Annotated in this window: 22 protein-coding genes; 9 read left to right on the top strand and 13 right to left on the bottom strand. The window is 62.8% G+C overall.

Annotation, left to right across the window (positions count from 1 at the left end):
• Positions 1 to 112: 112 nt before the first annotated feature.
• The gene (locus JQ629_RS29170) at positions 113 to 1,600 is read left to right on the top strand and encodes a DHA2 family efflux MFS transporter permease subunit (RefSeq protein ID WP_212415537.1); all 1,488 of its coding nucleotides are present in this window, start codon (positions 113 to 115) and stop codon (positions 1,598 to 1,600) included.
• 60 nt (positions 1,601 to 1,660) lie between these two features.
• Positions 1,661 to 1,963 carry a hypothetical protein gene (locus tag JQ629_RS29165; protein ID WP_212415536.1) on the top strand — a complete coding sequence of 101 codons (303 nt, stop codon included), beginning with the start codon at positions 1,661 to 1,663 and terminating at the stop codon, positions 1,961 to 1,963.
• A gap of 97 nt (positions 1,964 to 2,060) precedes the next feature.
• Here JQ629_RS29165 and JQ629_RS29160 read toward each other — a convergent pair whose 3' ends face one another.
• Positions 2,061 to 2,336, bottom strand: coding sequence for a hypothetical protein (locus tag JQ629_RS29160; RefSeq protein WP_212415535.1), 276 nt, complete (start codon positions 2,334 to 2,336; stop codon positions 2,061 to 2,063).
• Between the two features lie 245 nt (positions 2,337 to 2,581).
• Positions 2,582 to 4,144: a 2-isopropylmalate synthase gene (locus JQ629_RS29155; protein ID WP_212389900.1), complete on the bottom strand. Its 1,563-nt coding sequence runs from the start codon at positions 4,142 to 4,144 to the stop codon at positions 2,582 to 2,584.
• A gap of 787 nt (positions 4,145 to 4,931) precedes the next feature.
• On the opposite strand from JQ629_RS29155, the gene JQ629_RS29150 reads away from it, so the two are divergent.
• A complete protein-coding gene (locus tag JQ629_RS29150; protein ID WP_212415534.1) occupies positions 4,932 to 5,381 on the top strand; it encodes an MgtC/SapB family protein in 450 nt (149 codons plus the stop codon).
• A gap of 113 nt (positions 5,382 to 5,494) precedes the next feature.
• Positions 5,495 to 5,752 (top strand): hypothetical protein, encoded by a 258-nt coding sequence (locus JQ629_RS29145; protein ID WP_192737945.1) that lies wholly within the window; start codon positions 5,495 to 5,497, stop codon positions 5,750 to 5,752.
• 89 nt (positions 5,753 to 5,841) lie between these two features.
• On the opposite strand, the gene JQ629_RS29140 is transcribed toward JQ629_RS29145, so the two are convergent.
• The 6 genes from JQ629_RS29140 to JQ629_RS29115 all read right to left on the bottom strand — a co-directional run bounded on the left by JQ629_RS29140 (position 5,842) and on the right by JQ629_RS29115 (position 11,638).
• Positions 5,842 to 6,774: a polyphosphate kinase 2 family protein gene (locus JQ629_RS29140; protein WP_212415533.1), complete on the bottom strand. Its 933-nt coding sequence runs from the start codon at positions 6,772 to 6,774 to the stop codon at positions 5,842 to 5,844.
• Positions 6,771 to 7,763: a branched-chain amino acid ABC transporter permease gene (locus JQ629_RS29135; RefSeq protein ID WP_349628870.1), complete on the bottom strand. Its 993-nt coding sequence runs from the start codon at positions 7,761 to 7,763 to the stop codon at positions 6,771 to 6,773. The genes JQ629_RS29140 and JQ629_RS29135 overlap by 4 nt, the downstream gene beginning before the upstream one ends.
• Positions 7,760 to 8,641, bottom strand: coding sequence for a branched-chain amino acid ABC transporter permease (locus JQ629_RS29130; protein ID WP_212415532.1), 882 nt, complete (start codon positions 8,639 to 8,641; stop codon positions 7,760 to 7,762). Before JQ629_RS29130 ends, JQ629_RS29135 begins: the two co-directional genes overlap by 4 nt.
• Positions 8,642 to 8,834: 193 nt before the next feature.
• A complete protein-coding gene (locus JQ629_RS29125; RefSeq protein WP_212415531.1) occupies positions 8,835 to 9,539 on the bottom strand; it encodes an ABC transporter ATP-binding protein in 705 nt (234 codons plus the stop codon).
• Between the two features lie 2 nt (positions 9,540 to 9,541).
• Positions 9,542 to 10,309, bottom strand: coding sequence for an ABC transporter ATP-binding protein (locus JQ629_RS29120; protein WP_192737950.1), 768 nt, complete (start codon positions 10,307 to 10,309; stop codon positions 9,542 to 9,544).
• An 18-nt stretch (positions 10,310 to 10,327) separates the two neighbouring features.
• The gene (locus JQ629_RS29115; protein WP_212389904.1) at positions 10,328 to 11,638 is read right to left on the bottom strand and encodes an ABC transporter substrate-binding protein; all 1,311 of its coding nucleotides are present in this window, start codon (positions 11,636 to 11,638) and stop codon (positions 10,328 to 10,330) included.
• A gap of 275 nt (positions 11,639 to 11,913) precedes the next feature.
• On the opposite strand from JQ629_RS29115, the gene JQ629_RS29110 reads away from it, so the two are divergent.
• Entirely contained in the window at positions 11,914 to 12,738 is an 825-nt protein-coding gene (locus tag JQ629_RS29110) for a FadR/GntR family transcriptional regulator (RefSeq protein WP_212415530.1), read from the top strand.
• A 26-nt stretch (positions 12,739 to 12,764) separates the two neighbouring features.
• Here the strand turns inward: JQ629_RS29110 and JQ629_RS29105 are convergent, their stop codons facing one another.
• Together JQ629_RS29105 and JQ629_RS29100 are read right to left on the bottom strand one after the other, a co-directional pair.
• Complete coding sequence (locus JQ629_RS29105) at positions 12,765 to 13,475, bottom strand: NUDIX hydrolase (RefSeq protein WP_212415529.1); 711 nt, start codon at positions 13,473 to 13,475, stop codon at positions 12,765 to 12,767.
• A gap of 43 nt (positions 13,476 to 13,518) precedes the next feature.
• A complete protein-coding gene (locus tag JQ629_RS29100) occupies positions 13,519 to 14,547 on the bottom strand; it encodes an ABC transporter substrate-binding protein (protein WP_212415528.1) in 1,029 nt (342 codons plus the stop codon).
• A 208-nt stretch (positions 14,548 to 14,755) separates the two neighbouring features.
• On the opposite strand from JQ629_RS29100, the gene JQ629_RS29095 reads away from it, so the two are divergent.
• Complete coding sequence (locus JQ629_RS29095; protein ID WP_212266521.1) at positions 14,756 to 15,205, top strand: cupin domain-containing protein; 450 nt, start codon at positions 14,756 to 14,758, stop codon at positions 15,203 to 15,205.
• Positions 15,206 to 15,318: 113 nt separating this feature from the next.
• Here the strand turns inward: JQ629_RS29095 and JQ629_RS29090 are convergent, their stop codons facing one another.
• The 3 genes from JQ629_RS29090 to JQ629_RS29080 form a co-directional block, all read right to left on the bottom strand.
• Positions 15,319 to 16,647, bottom strand: coding sequence for an MFS transporter (locus JQ629_RS29090; protein WP_349631340.1), 1,329 nt, complete (start codon positions 16,645 to 16,647; stop codon positions 15,319 to 15,321).
• Between the two features lie 77 nt (positions 16,648 to 16,724).
• Entirely contained in the window at positions 16,725 to 17,510 is a 786-nt protein-coding gene (locus JQ629_RS29085; RefSeq protein ID WP_192737957.1) for an ABC transporter permease, read from the bottom strand.
• Positions 17,510 to 18,334 (bottom strand): ABC transporter ATP-binding protein, encoded by an 825-nt coding sequence (locus JQ629_RS29080; protein ID WP_212415527.1) that lies wholly within the window; start codon positions 18,332 to 18,334, stop codon positions 17,510 to 17,512. The genes JQ629_RS29085 and JQ629_RS29080 overlap by 1 nt, the downstream gene beginning before the upstream one ends.
• A 240-nt stretch (positions 18,335 to 18,574) precedes the next feature.
• Between JQ629_RS29080 and JQ629_RS29075 the strand changes: the two genes are divergently transcribed.
• The 3 genes from JQ629_RS29075 to JQ629_RS29065 all read left to right on the top strand — a co-directional run bounded on the left by JQ629_RS29075 (position 18,575) and on the right by JQ629_RS29065 (position 22,214).
• Positions 18,575 to 19,714, top strand: a complete 1,140-nt coding sequence (locus JQ629_RS29075; RefSeq protein ID WP_212415526.1) for an SGNH/GDSL hydrolase family protein — start codon at positions 18,575 to 18,577, stop codon at positions 19,712 to 19,714.
• 143 nt (positions 19,715 to 19,857) lie between these two features.
• Positions 19,858 to 20,658, top strand: a complete 801-nt coding sequence (locus tag JQ629_RS29070) for an ATP-binding cassette domain-containing protein (RefSeq protein ID WP_212415525.1) — start codon at positions 19,858 to 19,860, stop codon at positions 20,656 to 20,658.
• Positions 20,655 to 22,214, top strand: coding sequence for an ABC transporter permease/substrate-binding protein (locus JQ629_RS29065; RefSeq protein WP_212415524.1), 1,560 nt, complete (start codon positions 20,655 to 20,657; stop codon positions 22,212 to 22,214). Before JQ629_RS29070 ends, JQ629_RS29065 begins: the two co-directional genes overlap by 4 nt.
• Positions 22,215 to 22,307 lie beyond the last annotated feature (93 nt).

The raw sequence follows: 22,307 nt of genomic DNA, 5'->3' as shown, positions 1-22,307 counted from the left end.
CTGTTGTGGCCGCCCTGAAATTAGTAAGCTAGGTTAGTATCTGACATCAGCTGCCGCAAGGGACATCACCCTGAGTTCCACCAGCATGGAGGCCGAGGACCCTGCCGGGACCATGTCCACGGCGCAGCGATATTTGACGCTGATGACGGTCGTGCTCGGCTCTTCGCTGTACGGCACGGCGCTGCTGACGACGTCGACCATCCTGCCGCAGATGCAGGGCGCGCTGTCGGCGACCCAGGACGAGGTCGCCTGGGTGATGACCTTCAACATCCTGGCGACCGCGGTGGTGACGCCGATGACGGGCTGGCTGGTGTCCCGCTTCGGCAGCAAACGCGTCATGGTGTGGTCGGTCGGATGGTTCACGCTGGCGACGCTGCTCTGCGGCATGGCGCAATCGCTCGAGACGCTGGTGCTGTGGCGCATCCTGCAGGGCGGCGCGGGCGCGCCGGTGATACCGCTGTCGCAGTCGATCCTGTTTGCGACCTTTCCGCGCCGCCAGCATTCGATGGTGATGTCGATCTTCGGCATGGCGGTCGCGGTCGCGCCGGTGTTCGGCCCGGTGTACGGCGGCTATCTCGCCGAGGCGCATAGCTGGCGCTGGTCGTTCTACATGCTGGTGCCGATCGGGATTGCATCCACGATCGGTATGGCCTGGACGCTGCCTTCCGACAACCAGTTGACCAAGGTCCGCTTCGACTGGACCGGCTTCATCGCGCTGGCGACCGCGCTGGCGGCCATCCAGCTGGTGCTCGCGCGCGGGCCGCGGCTGGACTGGTTCGACTCGACCGAGATCGTGGTCGAATGCCTGATTGCGGGCATCGCGTTCTATGTTTTCCTCATTCACAGCCTCGGCGCCCGCAATCCGTTCGTGAACCTGAAACTCCTGACCGACCGCAATTATGCGATCGGGCTGGCGCTGGTGACGATCTACGGCATGCTGAACTTCACGCCGATGGTGCTGCTGCCGCCGCTGCTGCAGCAGCAGGCCGGTTATCCCGACGCCCTGGTCGGACAGGTGATCGGATCGCGCGGCCTCGGAATGCTGGTCGGCTTCATGATCGCCGGCTTGATGAACCGGCTCGATCCGCGCCTCACCATGGCCTTCGGCTTTGGCCTGCAGACCGTGGCGGGGCTGTGGATGCTGACCTTCGACCTCAACGTCACGATGGAGATCCTGGTGATCAACAGCATGATCCAGGGATTTGCCGTCGGCGTCGTCTGGGTGCCGATCACGGCGGTGGCGTTCGGCACGCTGGACGCCAAGCATTATGCTGAAGCGTCCGCGATCTTCCATTTGCTGCGCAATATCGGATCGAGCTTTTTCATCTCGCTGTCGATCGCCGAAATCGTGCGTACCTCAGGCGCCAATTACAGCCGGATGACCGAGATGATCTCACCCTATAACCGCGCGCTGACGACGCCGGGCCTGACCGGCGGGTGGAATTTCGACACCGTGCCGGGCCTTGCCAAGGTGGCAAAAGAGATCGGCCGCCAGTCGATGATGATCGGCTATCTGAACGCGTTCACGATGTACACGGTGACGTCGGGCCTCGCCGTCCTGTTCGTCCTGATGGTGAGGGGCCGCAAGACGGCGGCTTGATGCGAGCTAGATCACCGGGTTCTTACGGGCGCCGGCCGTCGCGTTTCCGTGATAGGTTTTTTGCAGACCGGCTTTGATGAAACAATTCTGTCCACCAACAAAGCCATTTTAGTGATCTGGCGAACACTTCCTGAAACCATTGTCAGGCATACTGAGGCGTTACTGAACAAGCAATTTCACCAGACCAGCGGTGGCATCCTCAACGAAGTGGAACACGCCATGCTTTCAGAAAAATTCTTTCTACTGTTGGAAACCCTCCGGAGCGAGGCCGAGCGGAGCCCGACCTATTCGGACGGCAGCACCCGGGTGATCAGCACCTCGCCGCACGTCCCGGTCCAGCTGCCCAGCGCCAGCCGGAAGTAGAGCGCGCTTACACCAGTCGCGACGTCTCGCGACGCTCAAACGCACGACGCCGCACCCTGTTGGGCACGGCGTCGCTTCGGCAACCTTGGCGGACCGATCAACCGACGTTCTTTGGGCCGATCGGGAAATCTCCCTTCGGGCCGGGCTTCGGGTCGAGCGTTCCATCCACGATGCAGTAGCCAATTCCCAATGCAACGCCCAAGGCGATGAAGGGAAACCAGCCGCCGCTGACCTGGTCCAGCTTGGCATCCGGCAACGGCGCAAGGCCGTCGGCGTTCACAATTGCTTGCATGTTGGCCATCATTGTCTCCTTCAATAGGCCGTCCATCCCCCGACGCCCATCCAAGGGACTGAGATCGTCGAGGGTCGGCATCGAGGCTGACCAAAACCGGATGTTTGTGCTGTGACCGGAATCACGGTGTAAGCGAGCGAGTGCGCTCGACCCGAGGGCAAAGCAAAAACGCGGCGCCGAGGGCGCCGCGTTTCGTTTTCTCCCATTTCATTCGCCGTCATTCCAGGGCGTCCGAAGGACGAACCTCAGGTGCGCAATTGCGCACCGGGGAATCTCGAGGTTCCGGGTTCGCTTCGCGCCCCGGAATGACGGCGCAACTAGCGCCGTCAGCTCGCGACGGCCGACGACGGCATGTCGCGCTCGCGCTTCATGACGATCTTGTTGAGCGCGCCGAGATAGGCTTTTGCCGAAGCCACCAGCGTATCCGGATCTGACGCCTTGGAGGTCATCGAGCGGCCTTCATGGGCGAGCCGCACCGAGACCTCGGCTTGCGCGTCGGTGCCTTCCGTGACCGCGTGGACCTGGTACAGCTCGAGCTTGGCCTCGTGCGGCACCAGCGCCTTGATGCAGTTGAACACCGCATCGACCGGGCCATTGCCTTCGGCCTCCTCGATCTTGGTCTGGCCGCCAATGTCGAGCTTCATGGTGGCGCGCTGCGGCCCATGGGTGCCCGCGATGACCGTCAGCGACGTCAGCTTGATGCGGTCATGCGAGTTGGCGATTTCCTGATCGACCAGCGCCTCGATGTCCTCGTCGTAGATGTCCTTCTTGCGGTCGGCCAGCGCCTTCATCCGCACGAAGGCGTCTTCCAGCTGGTTGGCGCCGAGCTTGTAGCCCATCTCCTCCAGCTTGTGCACGAAGGCATGACGTCCGGAATGCTTGCCGAGCACCAGCGACGACTTCTTCAGGCCGATCATCTCGGGGCGCATGATCTCGTAGGTCGAGGCGTCCTTCAGCACGCCGTCCTGATGGATGCCGCTTTCATGGGCAAACGCGTTACGGCCAACGATCGCCTTGTTGTACTGCACCGGGAACGAGGTCGCCGCCGACACCAGTTTCGAGGCCCGCGTCAGCATTGTGGTGTCGATCTTGTTCCACCACGGAAACACGTCATTGCGGACGTTCATCGCCATCACGACTTCTTCCAGCGCGGCGTTGCCGGCCCGCTCGCCGATGCCGTTGACGGTGCATTCGATCTGGCGCGCGCCGCCGGCGATGCCGGCCAGCGAATTCGCCACGGCCATGCCGAGGTCGTTGTGGCAGTGCACGGAGAAGACCGCCTTGTCGGAATTCGGCACCCGCTCGATCAGCGTGCGCATGAAGCGGGTGTATTCCTCGGGCGTGGTGTAGCCGACGGTGTCCGGAATGTTGACCGTGGTGGCGCCGGCCTTGATCACAGCCTCGACGATGCGGCAGAGATAATCCATCTCGCTGCGGGTGGCATCCTCGGCCGACCATTCGACGTCGTCGATCTGGTTGCGGGCGCGGGTGACGTTGGCGATCGAGAGCTCCATCACCTGCTCGGGCGTCATGTTCAGCTTGACGCGCATGTGCAGCGGCGAGGTCGCGATCACGGTATGGACGCGGCCGCGCCTGGCGAATTTCACCGCTTCGGCGCAGCGGTCGATGTCCTTCGGATTGGCGCGCGACAGACCTGCGATGACAGAGTTCTTGGAGCGGCGGGCGATCTCGCTGACCGCCTGGAAGTCGCCTTCGGAGGTGATCGGGAAGCCGGCCTCGATGACATCGACGCCCATGTCGTCGAGCATCTCGGCGATCTCGATCTTTTCCTCGAACGTCATGGTGGCGCCGGGGCACTGCTCGCCGTCGCGCAAGGTGGTGTCGAATACGATTACGCGGTCCTTCTCGGACTTATTGGCTGTGGTCATCTGCAACTTCCTTTGGGTGGTGCGCCGTTTTTGGGCGCTGAAGGGTTCCTTGATCTCACGCAACCCCTGAGTGCCCAGGCGCAACCGCCCAGACGGCCCTCAGGGGCCGATAAGAAGCAGAAGCCCGCCAATAAGGAGGGTGGGCAAGGACGCAGCCGGAATCGCGCAGGTACGAACGGCCGAGGCCGATCCAACCTGAACTCCAACATTTTCGCTGCGAATCAGCATTGCCAGACCCTTGAGGAGACGAAATCCTTAGCCAAAACCATTGACAGTTCGTTGCCGGGACCACGTTCCATGGCCGTTCTAGACGAGAAATATGGCCGGCCGCAATGCCAAAAGATGGTCAGGATAGATGACCTAACGGGGCAAAAGCGCCGCAGGGTAAACGGCGTCCTGCCCTCAGCATCCCCCGGACACGCAGCCGCGAGGGGTCGGCCTCCCCTCTCCCGGTCGTTGCGCCGGGTTGAAAGCCAGGCCGCGAGAACCATCTTTAGCCAGGGTGGAGATTTGTAAAATGGAGCGGCGCATGAGCCCTCGGTTTCTCCTGCTGACCTTGCTGGCGGCCTTTGGCCTTGCGGTTCTGTTTGCAACGCTCACAACGGTTCGGCAGTTGCACATCCAAACGTCCGCGATCACACAACCGCTGCACCGGGGTTGAGCGCCGCGGATACGCCTTACGCGTATGCCACATTTGTTCCACCCATCCCTGAGCGCTTAAAGCCGCATGGTGATGCGCGGATGCCGACTGTATGACCGATGATCGGTTCATGGACGGGGCACGCGGTTGGACAGGTTTCAGATCGGTAGTCACTTTATTGCGCTGGCCGCCGCCTTCGCGCTCGCGGTGCCGATCGGCTGGGATCGCGAGAAGCGCGCACGAAGCGCCGGCTTAAGGACGTTTCCGCTCGTCGCCCTGGCCAGTTGCGGCTTCGTGCAAGCCAGCGAAAACCTGCTCGTGCACTCCCCCGACGGCATGGCGAAAGTCATCGAAGGGCTGATTACCGGCATCGGCTTCATTGGCGGCGGCGCCATTCTCAAACAGGGCACCTCTGTTCACGGCACCGCGACCGCGGCAAGCCTGTGGGCGACCGGCGCGATCGGCGTTTCCGTTGGGCTCGGAAGTTATGACGTCGCCGTCACGGTCGCCGTGTTTACCTTCCTGACGTTGCGCCTCCTGACGCTCGTCAAGGACGAGAGCGATGAAGGCGAAGGCGGCAAACCCGATCGGACCTGACGGGGCGCACAGCGTAAAGGTGCTTTGCTGCGCGAGGCCCCTGCCTCAACTTTTGCGTAAAGCCGGTTTATGGACGTAAGCTGCCGGGTACCGATCCGACAGGAGGCTGTCTCATGCCAAAGAAGGGGGTTACGGGCCATGATGAGTGGGTGGTGACCCAGGCACTCGCCACGGCCCTGGTCGCGCTCGAACAGCTTCCGGAGAAGATTCAGCCGCGACCCCATATGGAAGATCTCCGAAAACTCCTGATTGCCGGCTGCGCCCCCGGTAGCGAGGGTCTGCATCTGGCCCAGGCGAAGTGCCGGTTGTTCCCACAAACCGACCCGGAGACGATCTACCGGGAGTATGGCCTGGAGGGCGGTCGGGACTGAAGGGTCAGTAGGATGGGAGCGAAAGCGAAACCCATCATCTCACCCGCGGAAGCCTCGATGGGTTTCGCTGCGCTCTACCCATCCTGCTTCTACTTCTTCGCAACCTTTCCCTCACCCTTCTCCTCCGCCAGCAGCGCCTCACGCACCTGCTTGAACTCGCTGCGGTCGGCCTTGTCGACCTCGGGAAAACGCAAATCCAGCCTGTCGAGCGCGCTGACGATGGTCGAGCCGATCACGACGCGGGCGAACCATTTGTGGTCGGCCGGCACCACATGCCATGGCGCGTGGCGCGCCGACGTGTGACGGATCATGTCCTGATAGGCGGCCTGGTACTTTGCCCACAGCTTGCGCTCGGCAATATCGGCCAGCGAGAACTTCCAGTTCTTGGCGGGCTCGTCCAGCCGGGCGAGAAAGCGCTCGCGCTGCTCTTCCCTGGAGATGTTGAGGAAGAATTTCAGGATCACGGTGCCGTTGCGCGCGAGGTAACGCTCCATGGCCGAGATATCCTCGAACCGTTCGCGCCAGATATTCCCAGTCACCAGCTTTTTCGGAATCTTCTGCTTGCCGAGAATCTCGGTGTGCACGCGCACGACAAGGCATTCCTCGTAATAGGAGCGGTTGAAGATGCCGATCCGGCCGCGCTCGGGCAGCGCGATCATGCTGCGCCAGAGAAAATCGTGGTCGAGCTCCCTGGTCGATGGCTGCTTGAACGACGTGACCTCGCAGCCCTGCGGGTTGATGCCGTCGAACACGCTCTTGATCGCCGAGTCCTTGCCGGCGGCGTCCATGCCCTGAAACACCAGAAGCATCGACCAATTGTCCTGCGCGTAAAGCTTTTCCTGATAATCGCTCAGCCGCTTGCGGTTGGCCTCGATGATCTTCTCGCCCTTGTCCTTGTCGAGACCACCCTTCTCGCTGGTCTTGTGCGATTTCAGGTGAAATTCGCCCGTTCCGTCAACGCGAAACGGGGCGACAAAGGGTTTTAGGGTGTCGCCAAGCGGTTGCTGTGATTTATTGCTCATGAGGCTACGGGCTTCTGTTCCCCAGACTTCTTGGGTTGCGTCTTGAACCGATCCATGACGCTACCAAGAATGCCCTTGGGAAGGAATATGATGAACAGCACCAGCAGCACGCCGTAAACGAGGTTGTCCCAGCCCACCGCCTTGGTCCCGAACCAGATGCGCAGAAATTCGGCAAGCAGGATCGTGATGATGGCGCCGACCGTCGGCCCGAACGACACGTAGACGCCGCCGACGATGACGGCGAACACCATCTGCAGCGACACCGCAATGCCGCTGACCGTGTCGGGCGAGATGAACATCTGGTACTGGCAGTACAGCGCGCCCGCGAGCGCCGTCATCAGCGCACTGATGATGGTGATCTTGAGCTTTTCGAAGGTCACGTTGACGCCGGCGGCGGCCGCCGCGTCCTCGTCGTCCGAGATCGCCTCCATGGCGTAGCGGCTCATGCTGCGGTCGACCCATTGCCAGATCAGAAGTCCGACCACCCAGACGAACAGCGCGATCAGATACCACGTCGTCTTGTCGTCGAACTGCAGCGCCAGCAACTGGCTGCCCTTGGTGCGGTTCGGCGTGTAGCCGAGCGAGCCGCCGGTGTAGTCGCGCGTCGCGGTGATGACCTGCAGCACGATGCCGGACAGCGCCAGCGTCACCAGCACGAAATAGTGCCCGGTGATGCGGTAGCGGAAGCAGGGATAGGCGACGATGACCGCGAGCAAACCCGCGCACACCATGCTGAGCGGAATGCCGATCCACGGCGAGACGCCGAGATGGTTCCAGAGCAACGCCGTGACATAGGCGCCGACCCCCATGAAGCCGCCATGGCCGAGCGACACCAGGCCGAAGCGGCCCATGATCGACCACGACGTATAGGCGAACGACCAGATCAGGATCAGCACCAGGATGTGCAGATGATAGGGCTGGCGATAGACGAAGGGCAGCGCGATCAGCGCCGCTATTCCGACGACCCAGGCAATGGTTCGCGCGTTCACGAGCGCCTCGCGAATAGGCCCGCGGGCCGGATGAACATCATGACGATGAAGAAGGCGAAGGCGAGCACGTAGCCCCATTCGAGGTCGGAGAACAGGCCGCCGAGCGAAATGATCTCGGCGAACACGAACGCCGCGATGAAGCCGCCCACAAAGTTGCCGAGCCCGCCGAGCACGCAGATCAGGAAGGTGATCGGCCCGAACGACAGGCCGACAAAAGGATGCACGTCGTATTGCAACACGAGGAGACAGGCAGCCAGCCCCGCCAGCGCCCCGCCCAGCGCCGAGGTGACGAGATAGATGCGCTTGGTGTCGACGCCCATCAACGACATGATCTGGCGATCCTGCGAGATGGCGCGGATCGCGGTGCCGGTATAGGTGCGGGTCATGAAGAAATAGACGCTGACCATGCCGATCAGGGCTGCGGCAAAGGACAACAGCCGCGAATAGCTGAAGTGCATCTCGCCGAGCGCCAGTACCGGCAGGCGGATGCCGAGATTGCGGAAGTCGATGCCGAAGGCGACAGTGGCAAAGCTCTGCAGGATGAACAGCACGCCGCCGGTGGCGAGCAGCTGGTTGATCGGCGGCGCGGTGAGCAGCGGCGCGATCACGATGTAGTGCAATGCTGCCCCCAGCAGCGCCACCAGCAAAATGGTCAGCGGCGCCGCCGCCCAGTACGGCAGGCCGTAAAACTGGACCAGATAGTACATGCCGTACATGCCGATCATGACCAGCTCGGCATAGCAGATCCAGGTCACGTCGATGACGCCGAAGATCAAATTGAGCCCGAGCGCCAATAGCGCCAGCACCCCGCCGAGCAGGATGCCGTTGACCACGGCTTCCAGCAGATAGATGTCGAAGACGTCGAGAAATCCCTGCATCGCTTTGCCCTATCCCAGCTTCGCTTCACCTCTCCCGCTTGCGGGGGAGGTCGGCACGCGCAAGCGTGCCGGGTGGGGGAAACTCTTTCCACACGAATAGTGTGACTCGCGGCGACACCCCCACCCCACCCCTCCCCCGCAAGCGCGGGAGAGGGAGCGCAGTTCCTTTGCCGTTCGACCCAATGTCATCACGCTACACACCGAGATATGCCTGCTTGATGGTGTCGTTGCTCATCATCTCGGCCGAGGTGCCCGACGCGCGGATGCTGCCGGCCTCGAGCAGGTAGGCGCGGTCGACCACCTTTAGCACCTGCTGCACGTTCTGCTCGACGATCAGCACCGTCAGCCCGCTGGCGCGGATCCGCTTCACCAGTTCGAACACCTGCTGCACCACGACGGGCGCCAGCCCTGCCGACGGCTCGTCGAGCAGCAGCAGTTTCGGGTTCGACATCAGCGCGCGGCCGATCGCGCACATCTGCTGTTCGCCGCCCGACATGGTGCCCGCCATCTGGCTGCGGCGTTCCTTCATACGCGGAAACAGGTCGAACACGAATTCCAGCCGCTCGGCATATTTGGCGCGGGCGCCTTCCATGTAGGCGCCCATCTTCAGATTGTCGTCGACCGTGAGCCGCGGAAACAGCCGGCGGTTTTCCGGCACGTGGGCGATGCCAAGGCTGACGATGCGATGCGCCGGGGTCGCCAGCACGTCGGTGCCTTCCATCGAGATCGAGCCTCTGGTGGGCCGGATCAGGCCGGAGATCACCCGCATCAGCGTGGTCTTGCCGGCGCCGTTGGGGCCGATCACGCCGACCGCCTCGCCCGCCTTGACGTCGAGGCTGACGCCGAACAACGCCTGGAAAGTGCCGTAACCCGCATCGACCGATTTCAATTCGAGCATGCCTAGTCCCCTGCCCGCCGGCGCGCTTCCCCGGCCGCGGCCAGAGTCGAATCCGCATCGGTGCCGAGATAGACCTCGATCACGCGGGGATCGCTCGACACCGCACTCGGCAAGCCTTCGGAAATCTTTTCGCCGTGGTCGAGCACCATGACGCGATCGACGACGCGCATCAGCACGCCCATGATGTGCTCGACCCAGATGATGGTGATGCCGAGTTCGTCGCGGATCTTGCGCAGCATGTCCGCCGCAGCATCCATCTCTTTCTCGTCGAGGCCGCCGAGGCTTTCGTCGGCAAGCAGAAGTTTCGGCCCGGTCGCCAGCGCTTTCGCAAGTTCGAGCTTCTTCAGGCCGGCGGCCCCGAGGCCGTCGACGGTGGCATGGCGATCGGTGGTCAGGCCGACCATGTGAAGCGCCTTTTCGGCGGCCTCATTGGCCTTGGCGCGGCTGTGGCTGCCCTGGCCGTAGTAACCGGCCAGCGCCACGTTTTCGAAGATGCTGAGCCGGTGAAACGGTCGCGGGATCTGGAAGGTGCGGCCGATGCCGCGGTTGATAATGCGATGCGGCGCGACGCCCGCGATCTCCGCGCCGTCGAACAAAATCGAGCCGGCGGTCGGGACCAGCGTGCCCGACAGCATGTTGAAGATCGTGCTCTTGCCGGAGCCGTTCGGCCCGATCAGGCCGAGAATCTCGCCCTGTTCGACCCGGAACGATACGTTGTTGACCGCGGTGAAGCCGCCGAAGCGCTTCACCAACCCGTTCACCGTCAGCACCCCAGATACTCCGCTAACCTACTGGCTGCTGAAGGTGGTGCCCTTCGGCAGGGGCAACACGGCCTCGCGTTGCGCCTGGCTCTTCGGCCACACCACATACGACTTGTCGTCGACATACTGGATCACCACCGGGAACGAGCGTTCGTTCTGGCCGGCCATCTGCTGGCCTTCGCCGTAGAACTTGACACCGAAGCCGAGCATGGTGCCGCCTTCCGGCAAATCGACTTCGAGCGAGGCCTTGCGCAACGCCTCGGGATCGACGCCGCCATACTTCTTGATCGCGCGCGGCAGCACCTCGGTCATGAATACGTAGGTGTTGGACGCGGCCATGCCGACATGGGCGGAACGGATGGCGACGCCGGGCTTGGCCTTGTCGAATTCCTCGCCCACCATCTTGATCATCGGCGGCAGCTTCGGATCCATCGACTTCTGGTTGGCAAGCCAGATCGAGATCGGATCGGTGTTGAAGACGTAGTTGACGTCGGCGCCGAGGCCTTCCTTCAGCTTCTCGTAGACGCCGTAGCCCGCGCCATGGCCGACCAGCGCGCCGAATTTCAGGCCCTGCTCGCGCGCCTGGCGCAGCAGCAGCGTAATGTCCGGGTTGTAGCCCGTATGGAAGACCACGTCGGGCCGGCCGCGCTTCAGCTTGGTGACGAGCGCGGAAAGATCCGGCGCGGTGGCGGAATAGCCCTCCTTCAGGACGACGTTGAAGCCGGCCTTCTTGGCGCCCGCCTCGTTACCCTTCGACACGTCGACGCCATAGGCGCCGTCTTCATGGATGATCGCAACCCGCAGGTCCTTCGGCTCCTTGCCGAACTTTTCCTTGGAGTTCTGGGCGATGAAATCCATCGTCATCAGGCCGAACTGATCGCCACTGGCCTGCGGACGGAAGATATATTTGAAATTCTTGTCGGCGAGCACCGCCGAGGAAATGCAGGTGGTGATCCACATGAACTTCTTCAGCTGCTCGACGCGGGCGGCCACCGGCACGCACTGCGCCGACGAGAAGAAACCGAGCAGCATGTCGACCTTTTCCTGCTCGACGAGGCGGATCGCCTCGTTGATGGCGACATCGGGCTTGCTCTGCGCGTCGGCGTAGACCGCCTCGATCTTGTAGCCTTCGACGCCGGTCTTGCTGAAATGGTCGAGCATGATCTTGGCGCCGGTGTATTGCAGCTCGGAACCGCCGCCGGCGAGCGGGCCGGTCAGGTCGTAGATCACGCCGATCTTGATTTTCTTTTCCTGAGCTTCGGCGGCAACCGCCATCCCCAGCACCGCCACCGCGGCGGACAGCCCGACAAACAGGCGCGCAACCTTGTGCCCCGGCATCAAATCCTCCCTGTATATGGTGCGATGCACCTTTTTGTTTTTGTCGTATCTTTTTTCGACATCACACGGGTAGCGCCGTGTGATGTCAAGGCAATAACCGAGGTTACACTGTCGCGGCACCTCGGCATCCAAAAAAATATCAGTCGCAGCACAACCGATGCGCGCAGCCGCTCAATCATCGGATGTTAAACATCGGATGATTGCTAGCATACATCACCCATGCTAGCAAATCGCAAATCTCAGCCAAATCTCAACAACGTCAAGAGGAGAAGGAGGTGGCCAAGCCGAAGAGCGCCGACAAGCGTGTCAAGCCGGGGCGCATTCGCAACGTGCTCACGACACTCGGCCGCGAAATCGCGCAGGATCTCATTCCGGTCGGAGCGGCCCTGCCACCGGAGCCGGATCTCGAAACCCGCTTCGGCGTCGGACGCGGCGTGGTGCGGGAGGCCATCAAGACGCTCGCCGCCAAAGGACTGGTCAGCGTCCGCCCCCGGCATGGCACCCACGTGCTGCCGCGCAGTGAATGGAGCCTGCTCGACCGCGACGTTCTGAGCTGGCTGGTCGGCAAGGACGAGCCGGGCCGCGATCTTCTGCTGGCAATCCAGGAAGTCCGCTCGATCATCGAGCCGGCGGCCGCAGCGCTCGCCGCCGAGCGCGCCACCAAGAACGACCGCTGGCGCATTAATGCGGCTTTGGCCGCGATGGAAACCGCTCAGGATCAGGCGAGCACCATCGCCGCGGACAAGGCGTTTCATCTCGCGATCCTCGACGCCACGCACAACCCGGTGCTGCAAGGCTTCCGTGGCGCCATCGACACCATCCTGAGCACGGTTTTCATTGTCGCGGTGGGCAGCGCCGGCTGGTTCCGGGACAATTTGCCCAACCATGCCGCCGCCGCACGCGCGATCGAGAGCGGCGACGCCGAGAAGGCGCGGATCGCGATGGAGCGGGTGCTTGGCTACACCAAATTCAAACTGTCGAGCCGGAGGACCGCCGCCGCCGAGCGACGATTGGCCGGCACGGTCGCAATCACGCCAACGAAAAGAGCAATCGTCAAGAAGGCGGGCGCCAATAAAAAGAAAAAGCGCCACGTGTCGTAACACGAAGCGCTCGACCCATGTCCTCGCTACGCCGCAAATTGCGCCTCAATGAACGCCGTCACGAAGCGTGGCATCGCTGAGGTGAGATCGCGCGTTCCGCGCACCAGATGAATGGCCGATAATTCGGGCGATTGCTGCAAGGCGAGATTGGCCTCGATCCGGCTGCGCAATGCCTCGCCCGACATATCGACGTGCAACAGCCGGATCATCGCCAGCGCCGGGCCGGTGTAGACGCAGTGCCAATCCGGATCGCTCCGGTATTCCCCCGGCACGAGACCGGTTTCTTCCTCGAGCTCGCGCGCCACGCTGCCGGATATGTCGAGCGCACCATCCCTGACGTCGTCGAGGTCGGGCGTGCCTGACGGAAAATAGATTCGTCCGGCGTTGGAGGTGTGCTGGCCCATCTCGCCGAGCACGAACGCGCCGTCGGCGCAGCGCAGCGCGCCCATCCCAAAACCGTTGAACACGTCCCGGTCCGGAAAGCCCCAGTCACGCCAGGCCAGGAAGCTCGCGAAATCGGCCTCGAAATAGCTGGCCGTGAGGTGACTGCCAGCAAAGACCGGATGGCGTCCGAGCAGCACGCGCCCGTTCCACAGTTGCGGTTGGTCGCGCTGCGCCTGCGCAAAATGCGCGTCGATCTCCGCCCGCCGCACGGCGGCGAACGGCCAGGACCAGGATTCGACCGGCAGATCGAGCGAGGTAACGCGATGAATGACCGGTGGCGTCGTGCCATTCATCGCCGCATCACTTCCGACATTGCGTCACGCACTATTTCACGTGTTATTTGGCGATCGATCCGGTCGTCTTCTTGACCTGATCGACATATTTGTTGGTGTAGGTCTTGGTGACGTCGATGTTGGCTTTTGCCACCTCGGGTGAGCTTTCGCTGAACACCGCCAGCACCGCATCCGCGCCCTTCGGGTCCATCTTGCCGTTCAGCGAATACATCGGGATCGTGTTCTTCAGCGCCGCCAGATACAGCTCCTTGTTCTTGCCGACGATCTCTTCCGGCATTTTCGCCATGATCTCTTCCGGCGAATGGGAGTGAATCCAGGTCAGCGTGTTGACGATCGCCGTGGTCAAAGCCTGCACTTCCTTCTCGTGGGATTTGATCCATGCCGCCGTGGTGTAGAGCGAGCCGCCCGGATATTCGCCGCCGAACACTTCGAGCGTATCCTTTTGCGTGCGGGTGTCGCTGAGGATCTTGAGGTCGGGATAGCTGCCCTGCAGCACCGTGACCGATGGATCCAGCATCACGGCCGCGTCGATCTGGCCCTGCTGCATCGCCGCGACAGCGGTGGCGCCAAGGCCGACGCCGATCACCGAGGCGCTGGTCGGATCGAGGCCGTTTTTCTTGAGCAGATACTTCAGGAAGAAATCGGTCGAGGATCCCGGCGCGCTGACGCCGACCTTCTTGCCGGCGAGATCCTTGATCGAGTTGATTTCCTTGTTGTGCGAGGGCGACACGACAAGCACCAGCCCCGGATAGCGGTCATAGACCACGAACGACACCAGTTCCTGCTTCTTGGCCGCCAGATTGACGCAATGGTCGAAATAGCCGGAAACCACGTCGGCGCTGCCGCCCAGCACGGCCTTCAGTGCATCCGAGCCGCCCTTGAGATCGACCAGCTCGACGGCAAGGCCGGCTTTTTCGTATTCGCCGAGCTGCCTGGCCAGCACCGTCGGCAGATAGCACAGGCAGGACCCGCCCCCGATCGCGATGGTGACCTTGCTTTGCGCTGCGGCAAAGCCTGACGTCAGGACCAGCGCCAGCAGCGCCCCGGCCAGCCGGCCAACAATTTTCTTCATGGTTTCCTCCGATGGGTTGCCGACAGGATAATGCAGTGCACAGGCCTTGAGAAGGCGACTTTGCCGACAATGCGAGGGCCATTATTGCAACGCTGGTCCGCTCGCTGCGGTTTATTCCATCGCAGATGCGTGGTCTTTCGTCGCGCTGGCGAAGCGCGGCTTCGCGGCGTAGCATTCCGCCGCAAAAGTTTCCCTGGGAGGACTATCCATGAATCGTATCGCCATCACCTTGTCAATTGCCACCGCCTTTGCCGCCGGCTGCGGCGTCACGCATCTGCTGCGCCCTGCCCTTGCCGCCGAAAACATCACCGCGCAGGTCATCTCGACCGGCGATCTCGAAGGGGACAAGCTGTCTCCTCTCAACGCCGGCGGCATGCGCAACAAAATGCTTGTCTCCGCGGATGGCGTGACCATCGCGATCCAGGATGGCAGCCCGCCGAAGCATCTGCATGCCAACGCCAACGAGATTCAGTACATCCTCGAAGGCACCGGAACGATCTGGCTTGGCGACAAGGAAGTGACGGTGAAGCCGGGCGACCTCGTCGTCATCCCCAAAGGCACCCCGCATGGCGGTACCAAGCCTGTCGGCCGCACCATCAAGGCGATCGCGATCAAGACCCCGCCGCAGGCGCCGGATGACACGAAGATCTTGAACTGACGCGGACGGTCTCTCCTCCGTCATTGCGAGCGAAGCGAAGCAATCCATCTCGCCCCGGAAAGGAAGAATGGATTGCTTCGTCGCTGCGCTCCTCGCAATGACGACGAGAGACCCTACCCTCGCCCCTCCACCGGCGCCGGCCGCCATCGCAATAGCCCGCGCTGGACCACGATCGCTGCCGCAAGCAGCTCCAGACCGATGCACACCGCCAGGACGGCATCATAGTCGCCGCGCCAGCCACGTACGAGACCGACGAGGCCGGGACCAAGCGCACCAACGGTTCCGCTGACCGCGTTCGACAGCCCCATGACCACGACAAAGCTTGCGGCATTGAACTCGCGATGAATGATCAGCGGCGGCAAGGTAATGATATTGCCGATCGAAAAGCCGAACACCGCACAAGCGGCGAGGACGACCGAAACGTCGTCGGTCTGCAGGACGGCCAGCAGCGCCGCCGCCTGACTGACGAGCGACACGGCGGTGACGCGCCGCGGATCGAGCCGGTCGACAAAGATGCCGAGGCCGAGGCGCCCGGCTATCGCCATGAACGTCATGATGGAAACCGCGACACCCGCGCTGGCAAGGCCGATTTTCGGTTCAAGCAATGCGATCTGGTGCACGATGAAACCAATCTGAGCCAACAGCGCAAGCGCGAATGGAACCGAGATTGTCCAGAACGCCGGGCTGCGCAGCAGTTTCGCGCGCGAGATCTCGCCCGTAGCGGAAGACATTTCGGCTGGCGACGGATCCTTGATCTGCCCCTCGGCCAAACCACCGCCTGCTGGCGGACCGATCCAGGCGACAGCGACGGGTACGAGAACCGCGACCATGATCGCCGTCACGGTCAGCATCGCGGCCGGGAAGCCGAACCACTCGACGAGAAACACCAGCAACGGCGTAACGACGACCCCGCCGCAACTCCCGCCGGTGAACGCAAGGCTGATGGCGAGACCACGACGGCGCACGAACCAAAGGCTCACAACCGTCGCGATCACGACCGTTCCCATGCCGATCCATCCCAGAGACATCAGGATGAAAGCGGCGTAGAGCTGCCACGGGGTGGTCGCCCATGCGAGCAGCGTCGTCGACGCCGCCAGCGCCGCAATTCCCAGCAGCACAAGCCGCTTCGCACCCAGCCGGGCAACGAGTTCGTTGGTGAAGGTTGCGAAAATATTGCACAGCAGGAGCGACACCGTGCTCGCGCCCGAAATGAGCGCGGCCGGCCAGCCGTTCAGACGCTGCAGTTCGGCCAGGTAGACGCCATGACCGTAAAGGCCGAAGCCGAACAGAAACAGCGCCATGAGGAAACAGGCGAGCACGACGCGCCAGCCGGCGTAGCGCAGCAAGGTCTCATCGGATTGGCCTGCGTCCTGTGCGGGGATCATTTGCTTTCGGGCGGTCGCGCCGACGAAGCCGCGCATGGGTCGGCCCGGCTTGATCATGCGTCAGTTCGTTCGCCGAAGGCGAGTAACAATTAAGCAGACGTCTGTAACAAGGCCGCGGCCTCCGACGGCGTCGATCAATCCCGCGCCACGGGCGCCGGCCGCCACACCAAGAGCCGCCGCTCGACCAGCGTCACGCCAAAATCGATCAGGATCACGAAGGCCGACAGCACGAACATGCCGGCGAAGACAGCGCCGACGTCGAACACGCCCTCGGCCTGCTGGATCAGGTAGCCGAGGCCGGCCGCCGATCCCAGATATTCGCCGACAACGGCGCCGACCACGGCGAAACCGACCGCGGTATGCAGCGAGGAAAACATCCACGACAGCGCCGAGGGCCAGTACACATGCCGCGTCAACTGCCGTTCGCTCATGCCGAGCATGCGGCCATTATCGAGCACGGTGGTGCTGACCTCCTTGACGCCCTGATAGACGTTGAAGAACACGATGAAGAACACCAGCGTCACGCCGAGCGCGACCTTGGACCAGATGCCGAGCCCGAGCCACAGCGCGAAGATCGGCGCCAGCACCACGCGCGGCAACGCGTTCATCATCTTGACATAGGGATCGAACACCGCGGCGACGCGGGGCTGGCGCGCGAACCAGAAGCCGACCAGCACGCCGCCAACCGAACCGATCACGAAGGCCAAGACCGACTCCCACAGCGTGATCATCAGATGCTTCCAGATCACGCCGGTCGCGAACCATTTGTATATCTGGCTGGCGACATCGACCGGGGTCGAGAAGAAGAACGGCGGCAGCAGCATGCGGCCGAACACCGGCACGGTGGCAAAGAACTGCCACAGCGAGAGCGCGACCACGGCGACCATCAATTGCCAGAACAGCAGCGTCAGGCGGGACATCAGGAGGCCTCCGCCGCTTGCGAAGACTGCGCGTAACCCTTCATCACTTCATCCTTCAGAACGCTCCAGATTTCCCGGTGCAGCTCGTGGAACTGCTTTTCCATCCGCACTTCCGAGATGTCGCGCGGGCGAGGCAGGGCCACCTTCCAATCGCCGATGATGCGCGCGCCGGGTCCCGCCGACATGATCACCACGCGGTCGGCCAGCGCGATCGCCTCTTCGAGATCGTGGGTCACGAACAGCACCGCCTTGCGGTCGGCGGTCCATAGTTCCAGCAAGAGATTGCCCATGATCTGGCGGGTTTGGGCATCGAGCGGCCCGAACGGCTCATCCATCAGCAGGATCTTGGGATCGCGGATCAGCACCTGCGCGAGCCCAACGCGCTTGCGCTGCCCGCCGGACAGCATATGCGGATAGCGACTGCCGAACGCGCCGAGCCCGACCGACGTCAACCAGCCCTGCGCGCGCTCCAGCGCCATCGCCCGCGGCGCGCCCTTGATCTCGAGGCCAATGGCGACATTGTCGATCGCGGTCTTCCAGGGAAACAGCGCATCGGCCTGAAACAGATAGCCGGCGTCCCGATTGAGCCCGGTGAGCGGCTGGTCGAAAATCCGCACCGCGCCCGCGGCCGGCTTCAACAGGCCGGCGGCGACGTTGAGCAGCGTCGATTTCCCGCATCCGGTGGGACCCACGATGGCGACGAACTCGCCATGCGCGACCGAAAGCCGGGCCTTTTCCACCGCCGTATAGACCCGTGCGTCGGCCAAGCGGAATGCCACCGTCGCCTCATCAAGCGCGACCGCCGTAGGCTGTACCGTATCCACTGCGTCCCCTCCCCAATTTGGGTCATGCCTTAGCGGTTACGAACGATAAGTTCAACGCGGCACCGCAACGTGGTAATTGATCTTATTGCCATTGCTGGAGGCCGGGCCGCCACCCCGGTCACCGCTTCTTTTTGCCAGCACGACCGGTCTGCTTTGGTGATCGCCAATCGACAGACCCATCGCCATGCAACGAATTTGGGTATCTACTGATCTGTTCGGAATTCATGCCGGAGACGTTCAATGAAGCGGGGGTTTCACCTCGTCGGATCGGCGGTACTGCTGGTCATCACGTGGGCCGTGATCTTTGAGATTGGGTTTCGGCTGCAGCAGTATTTCGGTCCGCTGTACGATCTCGAAATGGCTGGTGTCAATTTGAACTGGCAATCCGACGTGGTGAACCATCAGCCGACACCGCAAGACCAGAATCTGTGCATCTACGGCGATTCGACCGGCTTCAGCTACAAGCGATCGTTTGACGCGAACGGCATCAGGATCACCGACGATACGGCACAGCAGGCCGAGTGCGAAAACCCGGTTTCGGTCCTGTTCCTCGGCGATTCCTTTATGGAAGGCTACGACGACAAGAACACGCTGCCGTATCACGTTGCAAAATACTTCAAGACAGAGCGCGGTTCCTGCCTGAAGACCTACAATGCGGGATATACCTCGTATTCCCCGGCCATCTTCGTGCCGCAGGCCAAGAAGCTGCTACCGGTGCTGCGTCCCGACTATATCGTGGTCGACGTGGACGAAACCGATCTGTACGACGACTTCGCCCGATACCGCGGGCTGATTGTCCGCAACGAACGCGGACAAAATGTCGGCGTCAAGGCTTCACCCATTGGACGCGAATGCAGTCTCGGCCTGATGGAAGCTCGCAAGCATCCCTTGTACCTGATGCGCTTTGCGGCAAAGCTTTGGCACTCCTTTATCCATATGCCAGCGGTGGTTGAGAAGAACCGATCGGACTTCACCCTCTTTTCCTATTCGCAGGACCAGGGCGCCGATCTCGAACGGAAATATGCAGAGCCGCTCCTGAGTTTCAGGAACAATCTGCAGGAGCTGGCAGAGGTGCTGAAGGATTACACTGGGGATGGCAGCCGCGTGCTGTTCATCTCTCATCCGCATCTCCAGCACCTCAAACCCGACGCCAAGGGCCGCCTGTGGAACAATCTCGTCAGCTCTTCGGTGCAAAAGATTTGCGTCGCCAACGGCTTTCTTTTCTTCAATGCCACCGACGCGCTGAAGAAGCGGTCCGGATCGCGCCCCGAGCGCTTCTATTGGGGAGGTAACGACATGCATTTCAGTCATGAGGGGCTGGCGGAATATTCCGCTGCCGTCGCAGCGTTCATGGCCTCGGCGATGATCCCGAAGGACTGACCGCCTCACCTCAATGGCCTGCCGGCCGACGAGGCCATCGAATGGCGTTACCGCGTGCCGGCGGCAGAAAAAGGTTGGCACCCGGCTCACGATTAGCCGATTGTTCGGCTATCGCTATTTCCCTTGCAGAGAATCCACGCCGAATGCCCGCCTCGTCTCTCATCTCCTACGCGCATGTCGGCAAGACCTTCGACGGTGGCCGAGGCGCGAACCGCGTGGTGGCGGTCGACGACGTCTCGCTCGATGTCGCCGAGGGTGAGTTCCTGGCCATTGTCGGCGGCTCCGGGTCAGGCAAGACCACGCTGCTGCGGCTGGCCAACCGGCTGATCGACGCGGACGAGGGCCACGTCACGGTGGAAGGCGAGGACGTCCGCAATGTCGACCCGATCGGTCTGCGCAGGCGGATCGGCTACGTGTTCCAGAGCGGCGGGCTGTTTCCGCATCTTTCCGTCGCCGGCAATATCGGCATCACGCCAAAGCTGCTCGGCTGGCCCGCGGACGAAATTGTGGCGCGGGTCGATGAATTGGTCGATCTGGTGCGGCTCGACCGCGCGCAGCATCGCGACCGCCTGCCGCATGAATTGTCCGGCGGCCAGCGCCAGCGCGTCGGCGTGGCGCGGGCTCTTGCCGCGAAACCGCGCATCGTGCTGATGGACGAGCCGTTCGGCGCGCTCGATCCCCTCACCCGCGACGCACTCGGCGACGATTATCGCGAATTGCACCGCCGGCTCGGGCTGACCACGGTCATGATCACCCATGACATGACCGAGGCCATTCTGCTCGCCGACCGCATCGCTATCATGCGCGGCGGACGGCTTCTGGCCCAAGGCACGCCCGCCGAACTCTCTGATAGCAACGACGCTTACGTCGGCGAGTTGCTGCGCACGCCGCGGCGGCAGGCGGAACGGCTTGGCGCGCTGCTGCCGCGGGATGGCGCGGCATGAACCTGTTCGCCGATCCACGCTGGAGCGAGGCGCTCGGGCATCTGCCTGACTATCTCGGCAACCATGTCCGCGTCAGCGTCACCGCACTGGCGCTGGGGCTCGCGGTCAGCCTGCCCCTCGCGATTACGGCACGCAATCGTCCGGTGATGCGCGGCGCGCTGCTCGGGCTTGCCAGCATCGTGCAGACCGTTCCGGGCCTGGCGCTGCTGGCACTGTTCTATCCGCTGCTGCTGGCGCTCGCGGCGGTGTCGCTGTCGTGGTTCGGATTTGGATTTTCCGCCTTCGGTTTCCTCCCCGCCGTGCTGGCGCTGGCGCTCTATTCGATGCTGCCGGTGCTGCGCAACACCATCACCGGCCTGCAGGGCGTCGATGCCGCGATCCTGGAAGCCGCACAGGGTGTCGGCATGACGCCGCGGCAGTCGCTGTTCACGGTGGAACTGCCGCTGGCATTGCCGGTCATGATGGCGGGCATCCGCACCGCGGCGGTCTGGGTGATCGGCACCGCGACGCTGTCGACGCCGATCGGCCAGACCAGCCTCGGCAACTACATCTTCGCGGGATTGCAGACCCAGAACTGGGTGTTCGTGCTGTTCGGCTGCCTGTCGGCCGCGGTGCTGGCGCTAACCGTCGATCAATTGCTGGCACTGGTCGAAAGCGGATTGCGCCACCGCAGCCGCGTGCGCGCCGTGCTTGGCGGCGCCGGCATCGCGATGCTGGTCGCGGCGACGCTGGTGCCCGCCATGACGCGCTCGCAAACCAGCTATGTCATCGGCGCCAAGACCTTTGCCGAGCAATATGTGCTGTCGGCGCTGATGGCGCAGCGGCTGAGAGCCACCGACCTCTCTGCCAGTTCGCGCGAAGGCCTCGGCTCGAACGTGATCTTCGGGGCGCTGGCCGCCAACGATATCGATTTCTACGTCGATTATTCCGGCACGCTGTGGGCCAATCAGTTCCAGCGCAGCGACATCAGGCCTCGCCAGGAGGTGCTCGACGAGTTGAAGACCATGCTTGCCAAACAGAACATCACGCTGCTCGGCGAACTCGGCTTCGAAAACGCCTATGCCCTGGTGATGCCGCGCAAACGGGCGGAGCAGCTCGGCATCCGCAGCATCACCGATCTGGCGCCGCACGCGGCCGGAATGTCGATGGCCGCGGACTACGAGTTCTTTTCACGGCCGGAATGGGCCGGGCTGAAAAAGGCCTACGGGCTGTCGTTCCGCGCGCAACGGCAGATGCAGCCGGACTTCATGTATGCCGCGGCAGCTTCTGGCGAAGTCGACGTGATCGCGGGCTACACCAGCGACGGACTGATCGCGAAATACGATCTGGTGGTGCTCACCGATCCCAGGCACGCGATCCCGCCCTACGATGCGGTGGTGCTGCTCGCCCCCAGGCGCGCCGGCGATGCGGCGTTGCGGGCGGCGCTGCAGCCGCTGCTCGGCAAGATCGATATCGCCGTGATGCGCGAGGCGAACTTGCGCGCGGCCGGCAACGACGCTATTTCCTCGCCCGATGCGGTGGCGAGGTGGCTGTGGGAGAAGATCGGGACGAAGTAGGTGACCTGCGCTAAGCTGTCCCGGCTCACATGGAACCGCGCCGTGAATTTTTCGCACTCTTTCTCACCGCCTGCCGCTTGTATCGCTGCGATG

Origin of the sequence: Bradyrhizobium sp. AUGA SZCCT0222 (assembly GCF_018130205.1) — a bacterium.
Classification (GTDB): domain Bacteria; phylum Pseudomonadota; class Alphaproteobacteria; order Rhizobiales; family Xanthobacteraceae; genus Bradyrhizobium.
Note: the sequence above shows the minus strand (reverse complement) of the source record. Positions and strands in the feature narration are given on the sequence as shown.